Origin of the sequence: Blautia hominis (assembly GCA_002270465.1) — a bacterium.
GTDB lineage: Bacteria > Bacillota > Clostridia > Lachnospirales > Lachnospiraceae > Blautia > Blautia hominis.
Genome location: NQOF01000001.1, coordinates 1,277,799 through 1,296,892 on the forward strand (window position 1 = coordinate 1,277,799; position 19,094 = coordinate 1,296,892).

Here is a 19,094-nt window from a genome sequence, read left to right on the forward strand (position 1 = left end):
CTTTCCTTTCTCAATGACAACTGTTTTACAGTTACGTTCAATGTTCATAACGGTAACACAAGACCTCATGCCCCTCCTCCATGGAATACATGGACGGGCTTTTCTGCCTGCATTTTTCTGTGGCGTATTTACACCTGGAGGCAAATTTACAGGCAGTGGCAGCAAATTCCTTGGTTTCCAGGTCAGGCAGGACTATGTCCCGGTCCCACTTTCTCCCCACAACAGGAATGGATTCCTGCAGGAGTTCCGTATAGGGATGGCCCGGATTCTCTAAGATTGCTTTTGCCTTTCCGAATTCTATCAGGTTCCCCCTGTACATGGTGGCTATATAATCACTCACATAATACGCGGTGGACAGATCATGGGTTATGTAGATAAAATTCACATGGTAGTCATTTTTCAGTTTTTTAAATAAATTAACAATATTCATTCTGAGGGATGCGTCGATCATGGCTACCGGCTCATCCGCCACGATCAGCTTTGGCCTTGTGATCAATGCCCTGGCTATGGAGATTCTCTGCAGCTCTCCGCCGGAAAACTGGTTGGGGAATTTTCCCTGTACCTGTTCCATGTTAAGCCCCACTTCAGCCAGTGTCTCCCGAATCTTTTCGGCAGCCTCCTCTTTTGACTTCATCTCCCCCAGATTACAGGCTGTTTCAAATAAGTAGCTGTCCACAGTCCTTCTTGCGCTGAAAGCAGTGAAGGGGTTCTGGAAAATAGGCTGCACCATTTTCCTGAATTCTTTTTTCTTCTTGTCATATACCGAGAGGTCTTCCCCTCCCAGGGAAATGTCTCCGCTCCCTGCCTCCAGAAGTTTTAAAACCATTTTGGCCAGGGTGCTCTTACCGCTTCCCGATTCTCCCACTATGGCCATGATCCACGGTTTGTCTGAGTGGATATCCAGATTCACATGGTCCACAGCCACTATACTGGTTCCGAAGATCATTCCGCCTATTTTAAAAGATTTTGTCAGATTTCTCACCGATAAATTATAATTTTCCATGGCTGCCTCCCTCCTTCAGCAAATGGCAGCTTGCCTGATGCCGTTCCCCCACAGATACCGATGTGGGCTGTTCCCTGCGGCACTTATCCTCAGCGTAAGGACAGCGTGCGGCAAATCTGCAGCCTTTCGGCGGGTTCCTGAGACTTGGGGGAAGGCCGGGAATCCCTTCCTTCTGCGTGTCATCCCCAAGCTTTGGAAGGGCTTTGATCAGCATCTGGGTATAGGGATGCTGGGGATTCCCGAATATCTCCTGTGTGGGTCCGTTCTCTATCATCTGCCCTGCATACATGATCCCAAGCCTGTCTGTGATCTGATAATGCACGCCCATATCATGGGAAACTATGACCATGGAGTTCTCCAGCTTCCTCTGCACTCTTGACAACATGGTCAGGATCCCCCGCTGCACCACCACATCAAGAGCCGTGGTGGGTTCATCGGCAAGCACCAGATCCGGTCCCAGAAAGGTTGCCAGCGCGATGATGACCCTCTGCCGCATTCCGCCGCTTAGCTGATGGGGATAAGCATCCAAAACTTCATGGGGCAGCTCCAGTTCCTTCAGGTACGCGGCAATGGTCCTCTCCTGCTCTGCCTTTTTCTGTCTCTTTTCTTTTGGTATCACATCAAAAAACTGTTCCCTGACTTTTCTGACCGGGTTCATGACATGCATGGCACCCTGGGGTACATAGGAGATTTCCCTCCACCACTCTTTTCTGATCTGGCCTGTTGTCAGGATTTTCTTTTCTTTTGAGGACTCTGTGGTCAGGGTCACCTTTCCCCCGCATATTTCCAGGGGAAAATCCACCAGGTCGTACATGGTTTTTAAAAGAGTGGATTTCCCGCAGCCGGATTCCCCGGCAATGCCCATGATCTCATTTTTCCGTACCTCAAAGCTCACATGGTCCACGGAATTCACATATCCGCTGACCGTTTCATAACGGGCACTCACCTGTTCCAGTTTAAGCATCTGTACCCCTCCTTTTTGCCCACATCTGCTGTGCCCCTGTCATGGTGAGGAACAGACCGATGAAAATAAGTGCTGTGGATACCACTGGCGCTCCGATCCACACCCAGCGCCCTGCCAGCATAGCCTGGTGCTCATTGGCCCAGTAGATCATTGTGCCGAGAGTGGCCGTTGTGTTGCTGGACATTCCGATCACGGCAAGGCTGGATTCCGCCGCGATTGCCACCAGGATCGTATTAATAAAGTTTGCCAGAGACCAGTTCATGACAAACGGGAAAATCTCTTTCAGAATGATCTTTCCGGTACTCTCCCCGGAAAACAAGGCTGTACTGATAAAATCCCGCTCTTTCAGGGTCAGCGCCATGGAACGCACCTGTCTGGCCGGCCAGGGCCAGTTAAAGATCACCAGGACCGCTGCCACATAAAAAAGCGGTGCGGTGCCCTTCAACATACTTGATATGAGGATCAGTATGGGAAGGGACGGGATCACAATAAAAGAATCCGTCAGAAGCGTAATGATCCTGTCTGCCCATCCGCCCTTAAATCCTGCAAGCAGCCCCATAAAAACCCCTACAGCTGTGGCAAAAAATGCAACTCCCATGCCTACCAGAAAGGAGTTTCTTATGGAGTAGGCCAAAAGCCAGAAGACATCCTGTCCAAGGCCTGTGGTCCCCAGCCAGTGCTCTGCTGTCGGGTCCATATTTCTGGGGTAAGACTGCCACTGCACAGGGCTGACTTTGCAGAAAACAGGCATGACAAATCCGATGACCAGGAAGACACCCAGAAGCACAGCGCCCATCTTCAGCCGAAAATTCCAGTATTTATTTATTTTGTTTTTCTTTCCTGCCATTCTCTCTCCCCCTAACTATAGCGGATGCGCGGATCCAGGAATGGATACAGCAGGTCTATCACGAAAGTTGTAAGGGCAACACTGATCACCGAGATGGTGATGGTGCCCATGATCAGGTTGTAGTCACTCTGCAGGATTCCCTGGTAGATCAAACTGCCCAGTCCCGGAAATCCAAACAGGATCTCCGTCACCAGTGCGCCGTTGAAGATACCGCCTATCTGCAGTGCCAGATTGGTGACCTGTGGGAGCATGACATTGGGCATCACATATCTTCCCATGATACGGCCTTCCCCCAGCCCTTTCAGTCTTGCAAACTTCACATATTCCTCTTCCTTGGCATTGCTCACCATGGTCTTCATACTGATGACCCACCACCCAAATCCTACCAGCACCAAAGACAGGGCAGGCAGAAAACAGTTCCAAAGAATGCTTTTTATATGTACCCAGTTAAATCCCTCGCCCTGTACAACAAAGGACAGGGGGAACACAGGAAGCAGGTAACAGAAAAACATGATCAACAGCAGGGCGAAAATGTAATACGGAATGGGATACATTACGATGGCGATCCCCTCCAAAAATTTTGACAGGGGTTTGTCTTTGCGAAACCCTGCCAGAAGCCCGATCAGGTTCCCGATCAGCCATGACAGGACCGTGGTGGTCAGCATAAGCCCCAGCGTCCACGGCAGCGCCCTGGCGATCATCTGCATCACCGGCGTGGGATACGCGGAAAGGGACGGGCCAAAATCATGTGAGATAACTACCCGTTTAAAAAAATCCAGATACTGGTGCAGGACAGAACCGTCCAGGCCGAAGAGGGAATTCATAGATTCCCTCATCTGCTCGATCGCCTCCGGGCTCATGGAACCGGCATTGGACGTCATCTGTCCAATCATTGCTTCCACCGGATCATTTGGCATGAGCCTGGGTACGAAAAAGACGGTTGTCACACCAATAAAGATCACGAGAAGAAATGTCGCAATCCTGGAGAGAAGAAATTTACCGAATTTCATTGACAGCCTCCTTATAATTGGTGTAATGTAACTGTTTCATACTTTCACAGTTACCGTATGGTGACAAATCATTTTGCAGCCTCGATCTTAGTGGTGTAGAACCTGAACTGTGACCACCACCACCAGGGACCTTCAAATGGATTTTCAGAATCCTGAAAACCGGTCCAGTACGTCTCAACGACCGGAACGAATTTTGCGGTGCCGAACATGGGGATCGCGGGCATCTCGTCCACAAAGATCTTCAGCATTTCTTCCACTGTTGCATTCACCTCTGGGTCATCCGGCTCAAGAGTCTGTAACTTATCAATGGCTGCACTCAGCTCCTCATTGGCATAACGCTCTTTGTTGCCTGCCGCGTTCTCTCCGTTTGGAAGAATATACTTTTCGTGCCATGTCTGGATATTCTCTGTCAGATCAGGGATTAGTCCGCAGAAAGGCCAGTATGCGCCTGCGTCATAGTTTCCTGTGGCATAGGAGGTCCAGAATGTGGAGGAATCCTGCTGCTTTACCTCAGCTTTCACACCGAATTTACTCCAGGCATCCGCAACTGCAAATGCCAGACGCATAGATTCAATCTCAAAGTCCGCAGGAGCCAGGATGATGATCTCCCAGGGCTGTCCCTCCGGTGTCATCCACTGCCCGTCCTTCTGGGTAAATCCGTTCTTCTGAAGCAGCTCTGCCGCCTTGTCTGTATCATATTTCCACCAGCCGATACCAAAGATATCTGTGATCTCCTCGTCTGTGGTGGGAAGATTTTCAACACCCTCTGTTTTGAGAAGCTCCACCATTTCCTTGGCTGTGTTCTCATTGAACGGTTTGTATCCATCCTCAAAGGCATATGTTTTCAGCCAGTCCAGCATTGGTTTCTGATACACATCCGTCAGCGCTGTTGTGGGAGGTACCGCAAGAGGTGAAAACTTCAATTTTCCGCCAAAGGTAGCCATGCTCACCTGTTTGATGTCCATACTCAGGGTCAGTGCCCAGCGCACATCCCTGTTATTGTAGTATTCATTGGAACAGTTAAAGGAGATGCCGCGCTCACAGGGATCATCCGGGATGGCATAAGGGAATTCCTCTGTCCAGCATTTTGCGTTGGGATTCTTTTCCTTCAGAATATCCCAGCTCTCCGGTGAAATGTCCTGCAAAATGTCAATCTCATTATTCACGGCTGCCATGACACGTTTCTCTTCACTTCCGAAATATTTGAATAATACATACTGGGGCTTCGGTTCCCCGTCAATGACGCCTACATCCGATTTGTCCCAGTCCTCTCTCTTTTCATACAGGAACCAGTTTCCCTGGGCATCACGTTTGGAGAGGGTGTACGGCCCCAGTGACAGAGGGTCTGTATACTTAAAGGTAGCCGGGTCTTCTTTTTCCCATATATGTTTGGGAACTACTTTAAAGTTATTGCCAAATACAATAACGCCCAGTTTCTGCTGGGGCTTCACGTTTGGCTCCACCAGCTCCATCTCCACTGTGTATTTGTCCACGGCCTTCATACTTTTTACAAAGGATTTGTACCAGCTTCCCCAACTGAATTCCTCTGTACTGCTGAGTATGTTGGATGTATACTCCACATCCTCGGCAGTGAACTCCACGCCGTCGGACCAGGTGATGCCCTCCCGCAGATGGAACTGGAACTTTGTGTTGGTGTCATCCATGGCCTCGGGAAAATCCGCCGCCAGGTCACAGATCTGCTCCCCCTTCATGGTATCCGCCTCCCACAGACATGGGTACAAAAGCTGATGAAGCCCGCAGTCCATGGCCACGCAGCCTGTCATATAGGGATTGAAATTATCCGGGTCTGTCTGGGTGCCGCTCAGCATATCCACGATCAGGGTATCCTCTCTGGGCGTCCCCACGTCTGTCATCTTGTCCCCCGACGCTGCAGGCTGAGCTGCAGTTTTTTCTCCTGACTTCCCTGCGCTGCCGCCGCAGCCTGATAACAACAGGGCCGCTGCTGTGGCTGCCGCCAAAATCTGTTTACTTTTTCTTCGCATTTTTTATCCTCCTTTGTTTTTTCATTGATGGTTTCAAGTATATCTATTTCCGTAAAAAAAACTGTTGATTTCATTAGATTTCTGGTAAATATATTTTATATTGCACAAAAAAAGCAGGGGTCATCAGTATTTTGACGGCTCCTGCCTCTTATCCGGCACTGTTATTTATTCATTATTTTCATTCTGTACTCTTTTGGCGACATTTTCTTGAACTTCTTGAATACGCTTCCAAAGTAGGCGGAATCTTTAAACCCCACCAGCTCTGCAATCTCTCCGATCTTTAAATCCCTTTCCTCCATCAGATTCACGGCTGCCTTGATCCTGACCTGATTCAGATATTCCCCCATGGGGATTCCCATATACTTTTTAAACTGGGAACTGAAGTACCAGGGATTCAGCGACACATATTCCGCCACCTTCTGCAGGGACAATTCCTGCATATAGTTGGCCTCCATGTAAGCGGATGCCAGCCGGACATAGGAAGGCACCTTGGCCTTTTCCTGGAAAAAGCTGAGAATCTGCTGCAGATATGCTTCCAGATTGGTCCATGCATGTAAAAGGCTTCTGCTGTTTCTCAGGTCTGAAAGTATCTGCTCCTGCTCGGAAAGACGCTCCGGCACTTTGCCCGTCTCCTGGGTTTTGACACGCTCTTCCATCATACAGCAGAAACGGATCATGCCCTTTTTCAGCATTCCGGGGTCAAATCCGTCTGTTCTGTTCAGAAGGCGGCGTCTGCCTTCATGCAGTATAAGCTGAAGCTGATCCTCTCTTCCCCGTATCAGGATCATTTCAATTTTAGAAAAAGGCAGATACTCCTCCATATTGATCTCCTCTGCCCTGCTGCTTTTCTTCTGCCATTCTTCCTCGTCCCACGTAAACAGCCTGCCGTTAAAATCCATATAAAATTCACGCTCCAAAAGTGCCTGCACGGTCTCCCGCAGTTCCTGCTGCTTCCAAGGAAAACGTCTTTCCAGATAAATAGCAAAATCCCCTGCATCCACACAGGTTTTCAAAGATCCCTCCTCTTGCAGCTCAGAAAAGGGCGCTATGATCCACAGCCTGTGTTCCTCCGCAGTCCCCACGGCATTTTTCTTTCTTAACTCTGCCCGCCTTCGTTCAAGGGCTGCCTCCCATTCCTCCCTGCCTTTATCCTTGTCAGACCACATGGCACACACGCAGTCCGTCCCCTCCGGGAATATAAGGGAGTCTCTCTCCTGCCAGTTCTCTGCCCCTTTCAGGAGCTTGATAAACAGGCGCTCTTTTTGCTTTTCCTCTGTCTCCTGTTCCCTCTCCTTTTTCTGCTGCTCCGCTTTCTCAAATATCCCCAGGATCTCTTTCCGCCTGCAGGGTTTCAGAAGATAATCCACTGCCCCGTTTTTCATGGCCTGCCGGATATATTCATAATCTGTGTACGCACTCATGGCGATCATGACGATCTCAGGACGTATATCCCTGATTCTCTCTATCAGAGTGACACCTGATATGTGGGGCATTTTTATATCTGTCACCACCACATCCACCTGTCCTTTATTTTCCTCAATAAAACGGATGGCAGGCTCCGGATCGGTAAAACTCCCCGTAACCTCATAATCAGGAAAGTCCTCCGCCAGCAAATGACTCATCCCCTGCAGCACTACTTGTTCATCATCAATCAATACAACCTTCAGCATCGTTTTCCACCCGCAATTCTGATCAATTTTCTGTTGTCAATTCTTTTCTATACAGAATTTTCTGTAGCTTTTTCCCATATCACGCAGATAAAACGCCCAGCAAACTGCAGATATACAGAATATGTAGATTATTATAATATATTGTCGGATTACAAACAATGGGAAATAACAAAATATGGGAGCCTCCTGTCGGGTTACTGTACACTCCGTGTCCTGTAATACGCTTCGCGATGCACAGATATGGCGTATTCTGCCCCATATCGCGCTTGCTGCCTGGGGATTTCCATGCTTTCAGCATGAAAACGCCTCCCGGTACAGTGGCCTGTATACAGTAACCCTGTCGGAGCCGTCAGCAATGCCTGCGGGTTTTATAGCCAAAAAAGAGCCTGCGGCAGTCCTCCGCAGACTTCTTTTTTCTTAACTTTGTGCAGCAGTCTTACTTTTTCTTTACTTCTTTCTGGAAATCAAAACATTCCTGTGCCACCACATTACTCAGCACCAAAAGGCAGATCAGGTTTGGGATTGCCATCAATCCGTTCATGGTATCTGAGAAATCCCATACGATCTGCAGTGTCCTGGTAGCACCCACAAATGTGATAAAGGAGAACAGTACCCTGTAAATCCTGTTCATCTTAGTGGAGCGGACCAGAAATTCCAAAGATTTCTCCCCATAGTATTCCCAACCCAGAATTGTGGAGAAGGCAAACAGCATGATCCCGATGGAAACCAGGTAACTTCCCATAGGACCCAGGGCGCTCTCAAAAGCTTTTATGGTCAGGTTTACGCCTGTCACCAATTCTCCGGAAGCATCCTTCATACCCAGCACACCGGAGGATGCAATGACAAGACCTGTGACGGAACAGACCACCAGCGTATCGAAAAAAGTTCCCGTCATATTGATGTAGCCCTGTCTGGAGGGATAATCGGTCTTAGCTGCCGCTGCCGCAATAGGAGCTGAGCCGAGGCCTGCCTCATTGGAGAACACACCTCTGGCAACACCCCAGCGCATGGCAGATGACATGGTAGCTATGATATTTCCGCCAACACCGCCGGCTACTGCCTTTACGGAAAACGCCATGCCGAATATCTGGCCCAGACCGTCCGGTATATGTTTTGCATTGATAATGATAACGCCCACTCCGCAGGCGAAATACAGCACTGCCATAAAAGGCACAACCTTCTCACAAACTTTTCCTATGCTCTTGATCCCGCCCACAAGAACTACCAGTGCCAGGGTCGTTATCACAACGCCTGTGACAATATTGGGGATTTTAAAGGTACTGTTCAGTGCATCCGCAATGGAGTTGGCCTGTGTCATATTACCGATTCCAAAGGATGCAAGAACCGCAAAGACTGCAAAAAGTGTTGCCAGCACAGCCCCCACTTTTTTGTTACGGAACCCATTTTTCATGGCATACATGGGGCCGCCCACCATCTCGCCGTCCGCGTTCATCTCCCTGTATTTTACAGCCAGAACGCTCTCCGCATATTTGGTGGAGAGTCCAAAGAGAGCGGAGATCCACATCCAGACGATCGCCCCGGGACCTCCCATGACCATTGCGGTTGCCACACCTACGATGTTTCCCGTACCTATGGTTGCAGCCAATGCAGTCATCAGGGACTGAAACGGGGTGATATCGCCCTCTCTGTTTCCCATACTGTCTTTTTCAGGGTCTTTGAATATTGATTTCAGAGCAAAGCCCAAATTACGCCACGGCAGGAATTTCAAATGAAAGGTAAGAAAAACACCTGTCCCCACCAGCAGAATGAGCATAAAGGGCCCCCACACAAAATCGTTCACCGTCTTCAGTATTCCAGCAAAATCCATACATTTCCTCCCTCACCTGCAGCAACGCAGAAAGGGACAGACTACCCAACCGTCTGCCCCTTTGTTCCACTGCGTTATTGCATTAACGTTTTATTCTTTCTCCATATCATACCATGGGAGGAGGGTTTTGTAAATCTGAAATCATTGCATCCAGCCCATCATGAAACGATATTTAATGGCTGGATATGTAACGGTTCAGCTTGTCTGAACTGTTACTCTGAAGTAACAACATGACAAGCAAGACTCGCAGCTCACCGAACCAATCACACCACCGGGCTTCAATTATTCATGTTCATGGTACAATTCTTGGCTGTAAGTTTTTAATCATTCCCTCTTACTGCCTATAAGCACATTTTTTCCATGGAACGCAAATCCGTACTTCCGGATTCTATCCTGCGGTATTCCTCTTGCTATTAAATATGCCGAGTACTCTTTCAATTCAATTTGATCTAATGCCGATTGAACGGTATCGTTCAAAGTTTTCTCATCATTTACATCCTGTACCTTAAATTCCATTATAATCGCATCATCCGTATGCTCCTTCGGTTCCAACATCACATCATATCTGCCAAAACCGCTTTCCCGATTTGACGCAACCGTATAACGATCCTCCAATTCCACAATTAATCCAAGCACAAAACCATGATAGAATCGTTCCGGTTCACTTTCTGCGGAAGGTTTTTTTCCTGTGTCAAAAAAACTGAATGTTGTTATGGACACTCTGTTCATATATACATTCATGGCCTTTATATCATCCTGCAGCATGGCTTTTATAAAGTCATTATAATTTGATGCCGATGAAGCAAACCAATCACGGACTAATCCCCGAAACATAATCATTACTTCCAGATTTGTTATCTCCAGTTCATACAGTTGTCTCCAATCCATCATAAAATCCTTCTGGATCAGGCATTTTCTCACCTTAAGATAACCACTGGCGAGCAGCAGACTCCAAATAGCACTCTCGTCAATATTAAGCTGCTCATACACGATCTGTTCATTGATTTCAGTGGTAATACTCTCTCCGGATAATAGTATTTCAAAAGTTTCTTTTATTTGCCTGCTCCCCTGGCGTATTAAGTTTCCTGCCAGGTTATTACTGCTTGTATTAGTCCAGTAAGGACCTACCTCACCTTTATCAAGGAAATTAATGATTGACCAGGGATCATAAATCCCCTGCACCTTTCCGAAAGAAAACCCATCATACCATAGTCTTACCTCTTCTTTCATATCCGTTAAACCATATGTTCTTAATGATTCAAATACTTCATCTTCTGTAAAGCCAAAACAATCTGCATATTCATTGGATGTAGCCGTTATCACCTTTAAATTGTTGAGGTCAGAAAAAATCGACTCCTTGCTAATACGAGTGATTCCTGTCATAATTGCACGTTCCAGATACGGATTATTTTTAAAAGTTGCATTAAATAAATTTCTGGTAAAAAAAGTCAAATCTTCCCAGTAACCGCTAACATAAGATTCCTGCATTGGGGTGTCATATTCATCCAGAAGTATAATCACCTTTTTGTGGTAATACTTATATAGATAACTTGACAATCTCCTAATTGATATGCTGATCTCAAAGTCTTCCATATCTGACGATATACTGTGGAAATACTCTTTTTCCCTCTCATTTAATATATTCCCATCCGCTAAATAATCGTGTTTATTGTACTGGTCAACTATAAGCTCACCAATTTTTTTACGAGCCTGCGTATAAGAAGTTTCTTTTATATCCGAAAAGCTCAGCGCTATAACTGGATAAGTTCCCTGAAGAGAGCGGTATTCCTGCTCTTTCCAAATATCCATATCTTGGAATAGGTCACTGCGTCCTTTAAATTCTAATGAAAAAAACTGTGCAGTCATGCTCATTGTGAGCGTTTTCCCGAAACGGCGTGGTCTGGCAATCAGGGTCACTTTGTCGCCACTTTCCCACCATTCCTTTATAAATCTTGTCTTGTCAATATAAAATAATCCATTTGTTATCAGTTCATCGTACTCCTGATATCCGATAGAAATTCTTTTTATCACAGATTTATTCCTTTCCAGTTGGTTTTATGGCTAATTCTTGTTATTATATCTGCAATCTTTGATTAGAGTGTGTTTGAAAATTGCTTTCGGCAAGATGTGCGTCACACTTTGTGGGAGATTTGACCTCGATGAGGGAGGCGTAGCGGGCTACGTTGACCGAATTGGGGGCAAATATACCGCGAAGTGGGGCGTGCGGATTGTCGGAATGGATTTTCAAACACACTCTAGTACAACCAGAAAATCCACTTCTCCTGCGTTACCAGGCAGTAGTATGGCTGTAATCTTACTGCTCTTTTCTTCCACCGCTTTTTGACCCAGGCAGTGCCCACCTCCGCATCTCCCCCTACACAATTAATTCCTTCTGCATATCCACCGAATAGATATACCTTTCAGACACCTTCCTACCCGTCATCCGCTCCAAAGCCTCTGTATAGTAATCAAGCTGAACCCTATATTTTTCAACCAGATCACTGCCATTTCTGCGCCGTACCCTGTCTGTTTTGTAGTCTACCAATATGATCCTGCCCTCCTCATAGAAAAAGGCATCAATGATCCCCTGTACCAAAACGCTCTCATCCCCAGCATACTCTTCTCGCAGCCGGTCGGCAGAAATCCCCATGACAAAAGGCTGTTCCCGATAAAGCATTCCTGCGGCCTGGGCTTTTGCCATGCGTTTTCCAATAGAAGAAACAGCAAACTGATACACATCGCGGGGCGAAACTGTACGCCGGACCTCCCTGTCTATCCTGTGCCCGGATTCCAGAGATGCAAGCTGTTCCTCCACTTCCTGAACGGAACCGGCCTTTGAAAAGTCAAGGCATTCAAATACTCTGTGGTATGCGGTACCTCTTCCGGCTCCGGTCAGGCCCTCCTCCCGTTTCTCGATAAATGAAGGGATGTATGGAACCACCTCTTCCTCCTCATACCAGTCAGTGCTCTCCTCATCTTCCATGTGCAGCCGCTTTAACTCGGAAACCGTAACCTTTGCAGGGATCTTTTCCCGGTCCGGGTATGGATAAGTGTAGGTAAAGCATTCCTCTATCTGCTCCTTTGCATCCTTATCCCAGCTTTCGTTGGTGTCAAATCCCAGGATCTCCTGTTTTTTCATCATCTGTATCATCCTGGTCTCCGCCTCTTCCAGGGTAAGCTTTGCAGGCGAGATTACCTGCACACGGAAGCCCGCCTCATGGTTATGGAGGGGATTCAGCGCGTATGGACGTTTTTCATAGGAGAGATATACCCGGTCCATACAGCGGTGCCTTGCAAGGGCGGGAAAGATCCAGTCCAGATAACAGCGGGCTTTCACAAGCCTGCCGTAGGATATCCTGCGCTCCTCCTGCTTTTTAAGAGGCTCCAGAGCTGTCAGCCGCTTCTCCAGCCTGGAGGTACAGCCTGTGAGAATCAGTTTTTCTTTTGCGCGGGTCAGCGCCACGTAGAGAATACGCAGCTCCTCCCCCAGATTCTCGATCTGTATCTGACGCTGTACCGCCTTTTTTAAGAGGGTTGGTGTTTTTGTGCGGTATTTGGCATCCACCCAGTCTGCGCCCACACCTAGATCGGGATGCATGACCAGGGATGCCCTGGCATCCTGCTGGTTGAACTGTTTTCCCAGGCCGGAGACAAATACAACAGGAAATTCCAGACCTTTGCTCTTGTGGATACTCATGATCTTCACTGTATCCTCATTTTCGGAAAGGATGTTGGCCTCCCCAAAATCCACCTGGTATTTCTGCAGATTTTCTATATACCGTACAAAGTTGAACAGGCCCCGGTAACTGGTGCTCTCATAGTCTCTGGCCTTCTGAAGCAGCATGAGCAGGTTTGCTTTCTGCTGTTCCCCGGAAGCACCTGCCTGGATATAGTCAAAAAGTCCTGTTCTGTCGTAAATCTCCCAAAGCAGCTCATGCATGGGTGTGTAGGGAACTTTCTTTCGGATACTTCTGTACAATTCCAGGAATCTGTGTGCCTTTTCTCCAATCTTTCTGTCCTCTGCATCCTCACATTCATGGAGTGTTTCCGCTGCCAGAAGTGCCTGATACATCCCTGATATTTCTTTCTCTTTGCCTGCACATTTCACACGCGCAAGCTCCTCCATGGAAAACCCGCCGGGCAGGTTGTGAATGGCTCCCGTAAAAGGGATGTCCTGCAAGGGATTGTCCAGGATCCGCAGGTAGTTTAACACAGTCATGACCTCTGACGCGGAAAAATACCCGGTCTTTGTGGTCACACTGGCCGGAATCCCTTGGGCGTTCAGGACACGTTTAAAGGTCTCCGACCAGCCGGACAGTGTCCTTAAGAGTATCACGCAGTCACTGAATCTAGCGGGACGGTACTTCCCTGTAGCCTTGTCAAGAACAGGATAGGAACCCACAATTTCCTGAATCTTACCCGCAACAGCCCTGGCTTCCAGCTCCTGCACGTTTTCACCGGATTCCATGACCTTCCATTCTTCCTCATCCGTCTCCACCAGAAGCAGTTCCGTGTCCTTCCACATGCTTTCGTCCGTCATAGGCAGCGTCAGTCCCCGTTCCTGATGCTCTGCCTCGTCTGTCTCCGCCAACGACAATTCTGTGCTTTTCCATTGGGTCCCGTCCGTCTTAGACAGCGTCAGTCCCCGGTCCTGATGCTCTGCCTCGTCCGTCTCCGCCAACGGCAGTTCTGTGCTTTTCCATTGGGTCCCGTCCGTCTTAAGCAGCGGTGTTTCCGTGTCCTCATCCCGTCCGGCCAGGCTCGCTGACCGGAGGCGGCTGTTCTCCTCTTTTCCATACGGGGGAAAGGATGCCCCGGGATACAGGGCCGCCGCTTCGTCATACTCTACTTTTCCCAGGGCCTCCCCCATGATCTGGTAGAAGAGAAAATTCACGCCGTCCAGCACTTCTTTCCTGCTTCGGAAATTTTTGTGCAGGTCTATTCTCAGGCAGTCGCCGCCTGCTGTGGAATAGGTCTTGAACTTCTCCATAAACAGATCCGGCCTTGCAAGACGGAAACGGTAAATGCTCTGTTTCACATCCCCCACCATGAAAATATTGTTGCTTCCATCCTCCATTTTAGAAACGGCGTTCAATAGCTTTTCCTGGACAAAGTTACTGTCCTGGTACTCATCTATCATGACCTCAGCAAACCTCCCGGCAAGCTCTTTGGCCGCCTGGGTCCTCCTGTCTCCCTCTTGGGAGTGATCTACTAAGATCTTCAAAGCAAAATGCTCCAAATCCGGGAAATCCAGAATATTTTTCTCTCTTTTTTTCTCTGCATAGGCCTGCGTAAACTGCAGTGTCAGGTCGATCAGCACACGCACGGGGCCTCCGGCCATCTGCACGTACCGGGCAGCCGCATCCAGGGAGAGAGAAAAATACTGCTCCCTCAGCTCCCCCAGCAAATCCTTTACCTGCTGCCGCAGATTTTTCGTCAGTTCCTTTGCCTCCTCAGATACCTGCGGGTCTTTCTTGGCTGAAAGCCTGGCAAAAGCAAGACCAGAAAACAATTTCTGCCATTCCTCAAAGGAATCTGTCTCGAGCAGCTTCTGTATAAAGGTCCTGTCAGACTGCAGTGCATTTTCATAATAGTAAGGGCCGCCCTCCCCCATGGCCGTGTCCAGAGCCGCGTCTGCCAGACTCATGGCTTCCTGCAGACTCTTTTGGATATCCTCTTTTATCATCTGCATCCACCCGGCCTGCTCCAGTTCCTCTTTGGAAGAGATATGGTAAGCCTCCTTACAGGATAATAGCCACTCCTCCGGATACGGATAGCTGACGGAAAAGGTGTAGAGCCGCTTTATCATGTCCTCAATCCCCTCATCCGTCTTGCCGGTGGAAAAACATTCCACAAACTGCAGAAACTCCGGCTCTTTCCTGCCGTACGCGTCATCCAGCACCTGCGCTGCCACATCCCCCTGCATCAGGCGCAGCTCTCCTTCCTCCGCCATCCGGTAGGATGGGTCCAGGTCGATCAGATGGAAATAATTCTTTACCACATAAGAACAAAAACTGTCAATGGTGGTGATCTGTGCGTGGTGAAGCAGGGTGCTCTGTTTCTGCAGATGTTCATTGTCCTCATCCTCTGCAAGCTTTTTCTCAATTGCCAGACGGATCCGCTCCCGCATCTCCCCTGCTGCCGCCCGCGTAAATGTCACGATCAGCAGTCTGTCAATATCCACCGGATGCACCGGGTCTGTGATCATGGTTATAATACGCTCCACCAGCACTGCCGTCTTGCCGCTCCCTGCTGCTGCACTGACCAGTATGTTGCATCCCCTGGCATCAATGACCCTTTGCTGCTCTGTTGTCCACATCACTCCCATACTTACACCTCCTTGTCCACAGGGTCCCCGGACTTTTCCCCGTCTTTCATCTTATTCCATATTTCCTCCGGTTTCAGAGGGTTCAGCCGCCGGTAGCGGTATCCCGCCACTTTTTCATCAAATCCGCAGGCCCCTTTATAGGGGCAATACTGGCAGGCATTCCGTTTTCCCATCTCATAGGGCAGAGTCTCTGCCTCCCCCGCCAGGATCCTGCGGCCGATCTCCCTCATCTTCTGGTTTACATAATTCGATATTAGATGAAACTGCTCTGGACTGACCGCGCTGGAATTTCGTGACAGGCTTCCGTCCTTATTGATGGTCACCGGGACACTCAGGGAGGCAGCACCGTTCTCCCTCAGATTTACATCCAGTTTTTCCAGCACGCCTCTGTCTGAGGAAGCCAGGCCGTTCATGCGCAGTTCCTTCAGAATACGACGGTTCAGCGCCTCCGGGTCTTCCTCCTCCACCTTTTCCACCACAGGGTCCTTGATATTGTAATAAAAGATCCCTGCAGGCTCCACCTTTTTATCGGGATTGTTCCTCTGCTCCAATTCCAGAGCCGCATTCATATACAGCACAAGCTGAAGCTGAAGGCCATGATACAGCGCCAGCAGATCAAAAGAAGTATTTCCTGATTTATAGTCAATGACCTTCACCAGGATCTTATCCTCCTCCACACAGGTATCCACGCGGTCAATCCTCCCCAGAAGCTTCATCTTCTCCTCTTCTGACAATGTGATGTTAATGCTCTCCAGGGAATCCGCCATGGCAAAGGAGACCTCAAAACGGCTTGGCGTGAAGGCTCCCTGCTCCATCTGGCTGGTCAATGCCCAGATGGTCCGCTTCATCATCCGTTTTACCCGGCTGACCATGTATTCATTTCTGGCACTGCTTTTCAGTATGGTATTTCCATAGTAAGAGACTACTTCCTCCACACAGGCATTTGCCATCTCATCCATCTGTTCCTCGTCAAGGTCTGTCCAGGGAATGCCGCTCTCATGCATTTTCTTTGCAAACCGCTCCAGGCCGCTGTGCAGTACATTTCCCATATCCATGGGACTGAATTCATATCTGGCCCGCTCTTTTAACTCCAGCCCGTAAGCCAGAAAATGGGCACAGGCACACTGGGCAAACAGTTCCAGACGTGTAGCACTGTTCTCCAGGGTCGTACCGTAGAGGGCCTTTGCCACACTTCTTCCGATCTCGTCCTCAGGGTTGATCCGAAATGCGCCTTCCACCATGTTCTGCATGGTCTGCTGCCATATTTCCTGCTTCTGGTACCAGGAAAACAGCTCCTTCCAGAGAGGGGACATCTCCTTATCAAGGATCTCCTTGAAGCCCTGCGCCAGATATTCCAGGGCACTCTGGGGATTTTCCACCTTCCAGGCAGAATCTTCGGATGGGCGTTCTAAAACAAGAGCCGGAAACAGCTTCTGCACCGCGCCGATCAGGAAAGACTGGGTCATGGGTTCTCCTCCATCGTCAGCCCTGCTGTACGACAGATACAGTTTGTCCGAAGGCTTTGTCATATTCAGATACAGATAGAACCGCTGTGTATACAGATTTTCCCGGTAGGTAGGAGCCAGCGTAACCGTGGAGTCTTTTAAATCCTCCCGGTTCAGATCCGACAGGATCTTTCCCGCAGCGTCCTCTCTTGGGATCTTCCCGTCATTGACGCCCACAAAGAATAACACCTTTATGTCTTTCAGCCTTGTCCTCTCCATATCCCCCACCAGCACCTGGTCCGAGTTTGGAGGGATGATACCGATCTTCACTTCGGAGAGACCGGCCTCCAGCAGCTCTTTGAATTCCCGGAGGCTCACTTTCTCCTCCCCCAGAACCTCTGCCATCTTGTCAAACAGGTCCATGACCATGGGATAAATCTGACTATACTCCTTGGCCCTGTCCATGGCGTTCTCCGAAGCGAAGTCCTTCCCGCTCCTGTCAAGCTTTTCCTGGATACCGCATGCGGTGATGAACCCATAAAACGCAGACACGCGCTCTAAGACGGTTCCTTTTCTGGTCTTCATCTGCTCTGTAAAAGGGGTCAGGATCTCCATGAGCTGTTTTCGGATTTTGTTGATCTCCACAACCTCCTCCGGCTTTTCTCCCCGGTAGTGGAGCACCCACTCCTCCTGCCATTTGCCAAAGCCCCGGATCCCCATGCCCAGCACATAGTTCTCCAGCCTGTCCATATCCTGCCCCTGCAAGTCCAAAAGCCCGCAGCGCAGCAGCCTGAAAACACTCTCGTAGCTGTAATTTTCCAAGAGCATGTCCACAGCCGAACGCAGAAATTCCACAAAGGGGTTCATGAACACAGACTTCTTCTGGTCAATAAAACAGGGGATATCAAACTTTAAAAAAGCTCTTGCCGCATGGTCCGCATAGGTTTCCATATCCCCGGTGATGACCGCAAAATCCCGGCATCTGTACCCTTCTTTCCGCATCAGGCGGCGTATGAAAAGGGCAGTCTCCTCCATCTCCTGTGCCGGATTTCTGCTCTCCCGGATGTGGACCGCCTGCTGCTCTTTCGTATAGATCTCCTTTTTAAACCGGAACAAGTTCTGTTCCAAAAACTCCATGGGTTCATTGCCAACAAACCTTCCGTTTCCCTTTACCCAGGTCTCCTCTACCTGACTTCCTGCTGCCCTGGCAAATTTACATAACTTTGACACCGTCTCCCTGCTCAGATGAAAAAGATGATGGGGGCTTCCCTGGCGGTAAGCGTCCAGGCGTTCATCCATAGTAACGGTCACATACATAGTTTCACACAGGGGAAGGACCTTTTCCAGCAGTTGAAGCTGAATGGGGGTAAATCCGGTGTAGCCGTCCAGCACTATCACACATCCCGATAATTTTTCAGACTGTCCGGCCACACGTCCCAGAACCTCCAGCACTTCTTCCTGGGTAATAAAGTTTCCCTCCAGGTAATCAAAAAATCCCCGGTACAGCACAGAGATATCCTTCAGCTTATAATAAAGCTCCGGCTTGTCCTTGGCATAGTCCAGCATGATATCCATATCCTCTTTTGTGACTTCATACTGTTTCAGCTCTGACACCATGGACTTCATCTGGGAAATATAGCCCTGCTTTTTCATTTTCTCCCCCAGGATCTTCAATTCCTTTTTCTTTTCCTGGGATACCTTCCGAAGCACCAGGCTCTTCCCGGTCTCCTCCAGCACCTGTGCACAGGATTCCCCGGTCTCCTCCAGCACCCTGTAGGCAAGGCGCTCAAAGCTCAGAACATCAATGTTCAGGATTCCCTTTCTGGGGTGCATCATCACAAGTTCTTTCTGCGTCTGCATAGTAAACTGTTCCGGTACCAGCACTAAATACTGCTTCCCCGGATGCTCCATGGACTCCTGTATGATCTTCTGGTAAATATAATGTGATTTCCCGGCGCCTGAAGCACCGAAAATAAAATGCAGCGGCATGTATCTC

The 19,094-nt window shown here is 48.9% G+C and carries 11 protein-coding genes and 1 pseudogene; 1 reads left to right on the forward strand and 11 read right to left on the reverse strand.

Annotation, left to right across the window (positions count from 1 at the left end; translation table 11 throughout):
* Positions 1-37: 37 nt before the first annotated feature.
* From CI595_RS05745 to CI595_RS27055, 9 genes are all read right to left on the reverse strand, one after another.
* Complete coding sequence (locus tag CI595_RS05745; RefSeq protein ID WP_095172274.1) at positions 38-1,003, reverse strand: ABC transporter ATP-binding protein; 966 nt, start codon at positions 1,001-1,003, stop codon at positions 38-40.
* Entirely contained in the window at positions 990-1,967 is a 978-nt protein-coding gene (locus CI595_RS05750) for an ABC transporter ATP-binding protein (RefSeq protein WP_095172275.1), read from the reverse strand. The genes CI595_RS05745 and CI595_RS05750 overlap by 14 nt, the downstream gene beginning before the upstream one ends.
* Positions 1,960-2,814: an ABC transporter permease gene (locus tag CI595_RS05755; protein ID WP_095172276.1), complete on the reverse strand. Its 855-nt coding sequence runs from the start codon at positions 2,812-2,814 to the stop codon at positions 1,960-1,962. The genes CI595_RS05750 and CI595_RS05755 overlap by 8 nt, the downstream gene beginning before the upstream one ends.
* Positions 2,815-2,825: 11 nt before the next feature.
* Positions 2,826-3,824 carry an ABC transporter permease gene (locus CI595_RS05760; RefSeq protein WP_095172277.1) on the reverse strand — a complete coding sequence of 333 codons (999 nt, stop codon included), beginning with the start codon at positions 3,822-3,824 and terminating at the stop codon, positions 2,826-2,828.
* 68 nt (positions 3,825-3,892) lie between these two features.
* Positions 3,893-5,827 carry an ABC transporter substrate-binding protein gene (locus tag CI595_RS05765; protein ID WP_095172278.1) on the reverse strand — a complete coding sequence of 645 codons (1,935 nt, stop codon included), beginning with the start codon at positions 5,825-5,827 and terminating at the stop codon, positions 3,893-3,895.
* 161 nt (positions 5,828-5,988) lie between these two features.
* Entirely contained in the window at positions 5,989-7,497 is a 1,509-nt protein-coding gene (locus tag CI595_RS05770) for a response regulator transcription factor (RefSeq protein WP_095172279.1), read from the reverse strand.
* Positions 7,498-7,933: 436 nt separating this feature from the next.
* The gene (locus tag CI595_RS05780) at positions 7,934-9,325 is read right to left on the reverse strand and encodes an alanine/glycine:cation symporter family protein (protein ID WP_095172281.1); all 1,392 of its coding nucleotides are present in this window, start codon (positions 9,323-9,325) and stop codon (positions 7,934-7,936) included.
* A 324-nt stretch (positions 9,326-9,649) separates the two neighbouring features.
* The gene (locus CI595_RS05785; RefSeq protein ID WP_095172282.1) at positions 9,650-11,356 is read right to left on the reverse strand and encodes an AAA family ATPase; all 1,707 of its coding nucleotides are present in this window, start codon (positions 11,354-11,356) and stop codon (positions 9,650-9,652) included.
* 43 nt (positions 11,357-11,399) lie between these two features.
* Positions 11,400-11,573: a DUF6783 domain-containing protein gene (locus CI595_RS27055; RefSeq protein ID WP_334293485.1), complete on the reverse strand. Its 174-nt coding sequence runs from the start codon at positions 11,571-11,573 to the stop codon at positions 11,400-11,402.
* Between CI595_RS27055 and CI595_RS27060 the strand changes: the two are divergent.
* Positions 11,490-11,669 (forward strand): annotated as a pseudogene (locus CI595_RS27060) (DUF6783 domain-containing protein); the annotation flags it as partial. The gene CI595_RS27055 and the pseudogene CI595_RS27060 overlap by 84 nt on opposite strands.
* A gap of 30 nt (positions 11,670-11,699) precedes the next feature.
* Here CI595_RS27060 and CI595_RS26565 read toward each other — a convergent pair.
* A complete protein-coding gene (locus CI595_RS26565; RefSeq protein WP_243135106.1) occupies positions 11,700-15,653 on the reverse strand; it encodes a UvrD-helicase domain-containing protein in 3,954 nt (1,317 codons plus the stop codon).
* Between the two features lie 2 nt (positions 15,654-15,655).
* Complete coding sequence (addB, locus tag CI595_RS05800; RefSeq protein WP_095172283.1) at positions 15,656-19,087, reverse strand: helicase-exonuclease AddAB subunit AddB; 3,432 nt, start codon at positions 19,085-19,087, stop codon at positions 15,656-15,658.
* Positions 19,088-19,094 lie beyond the last annotated feature (7 nt).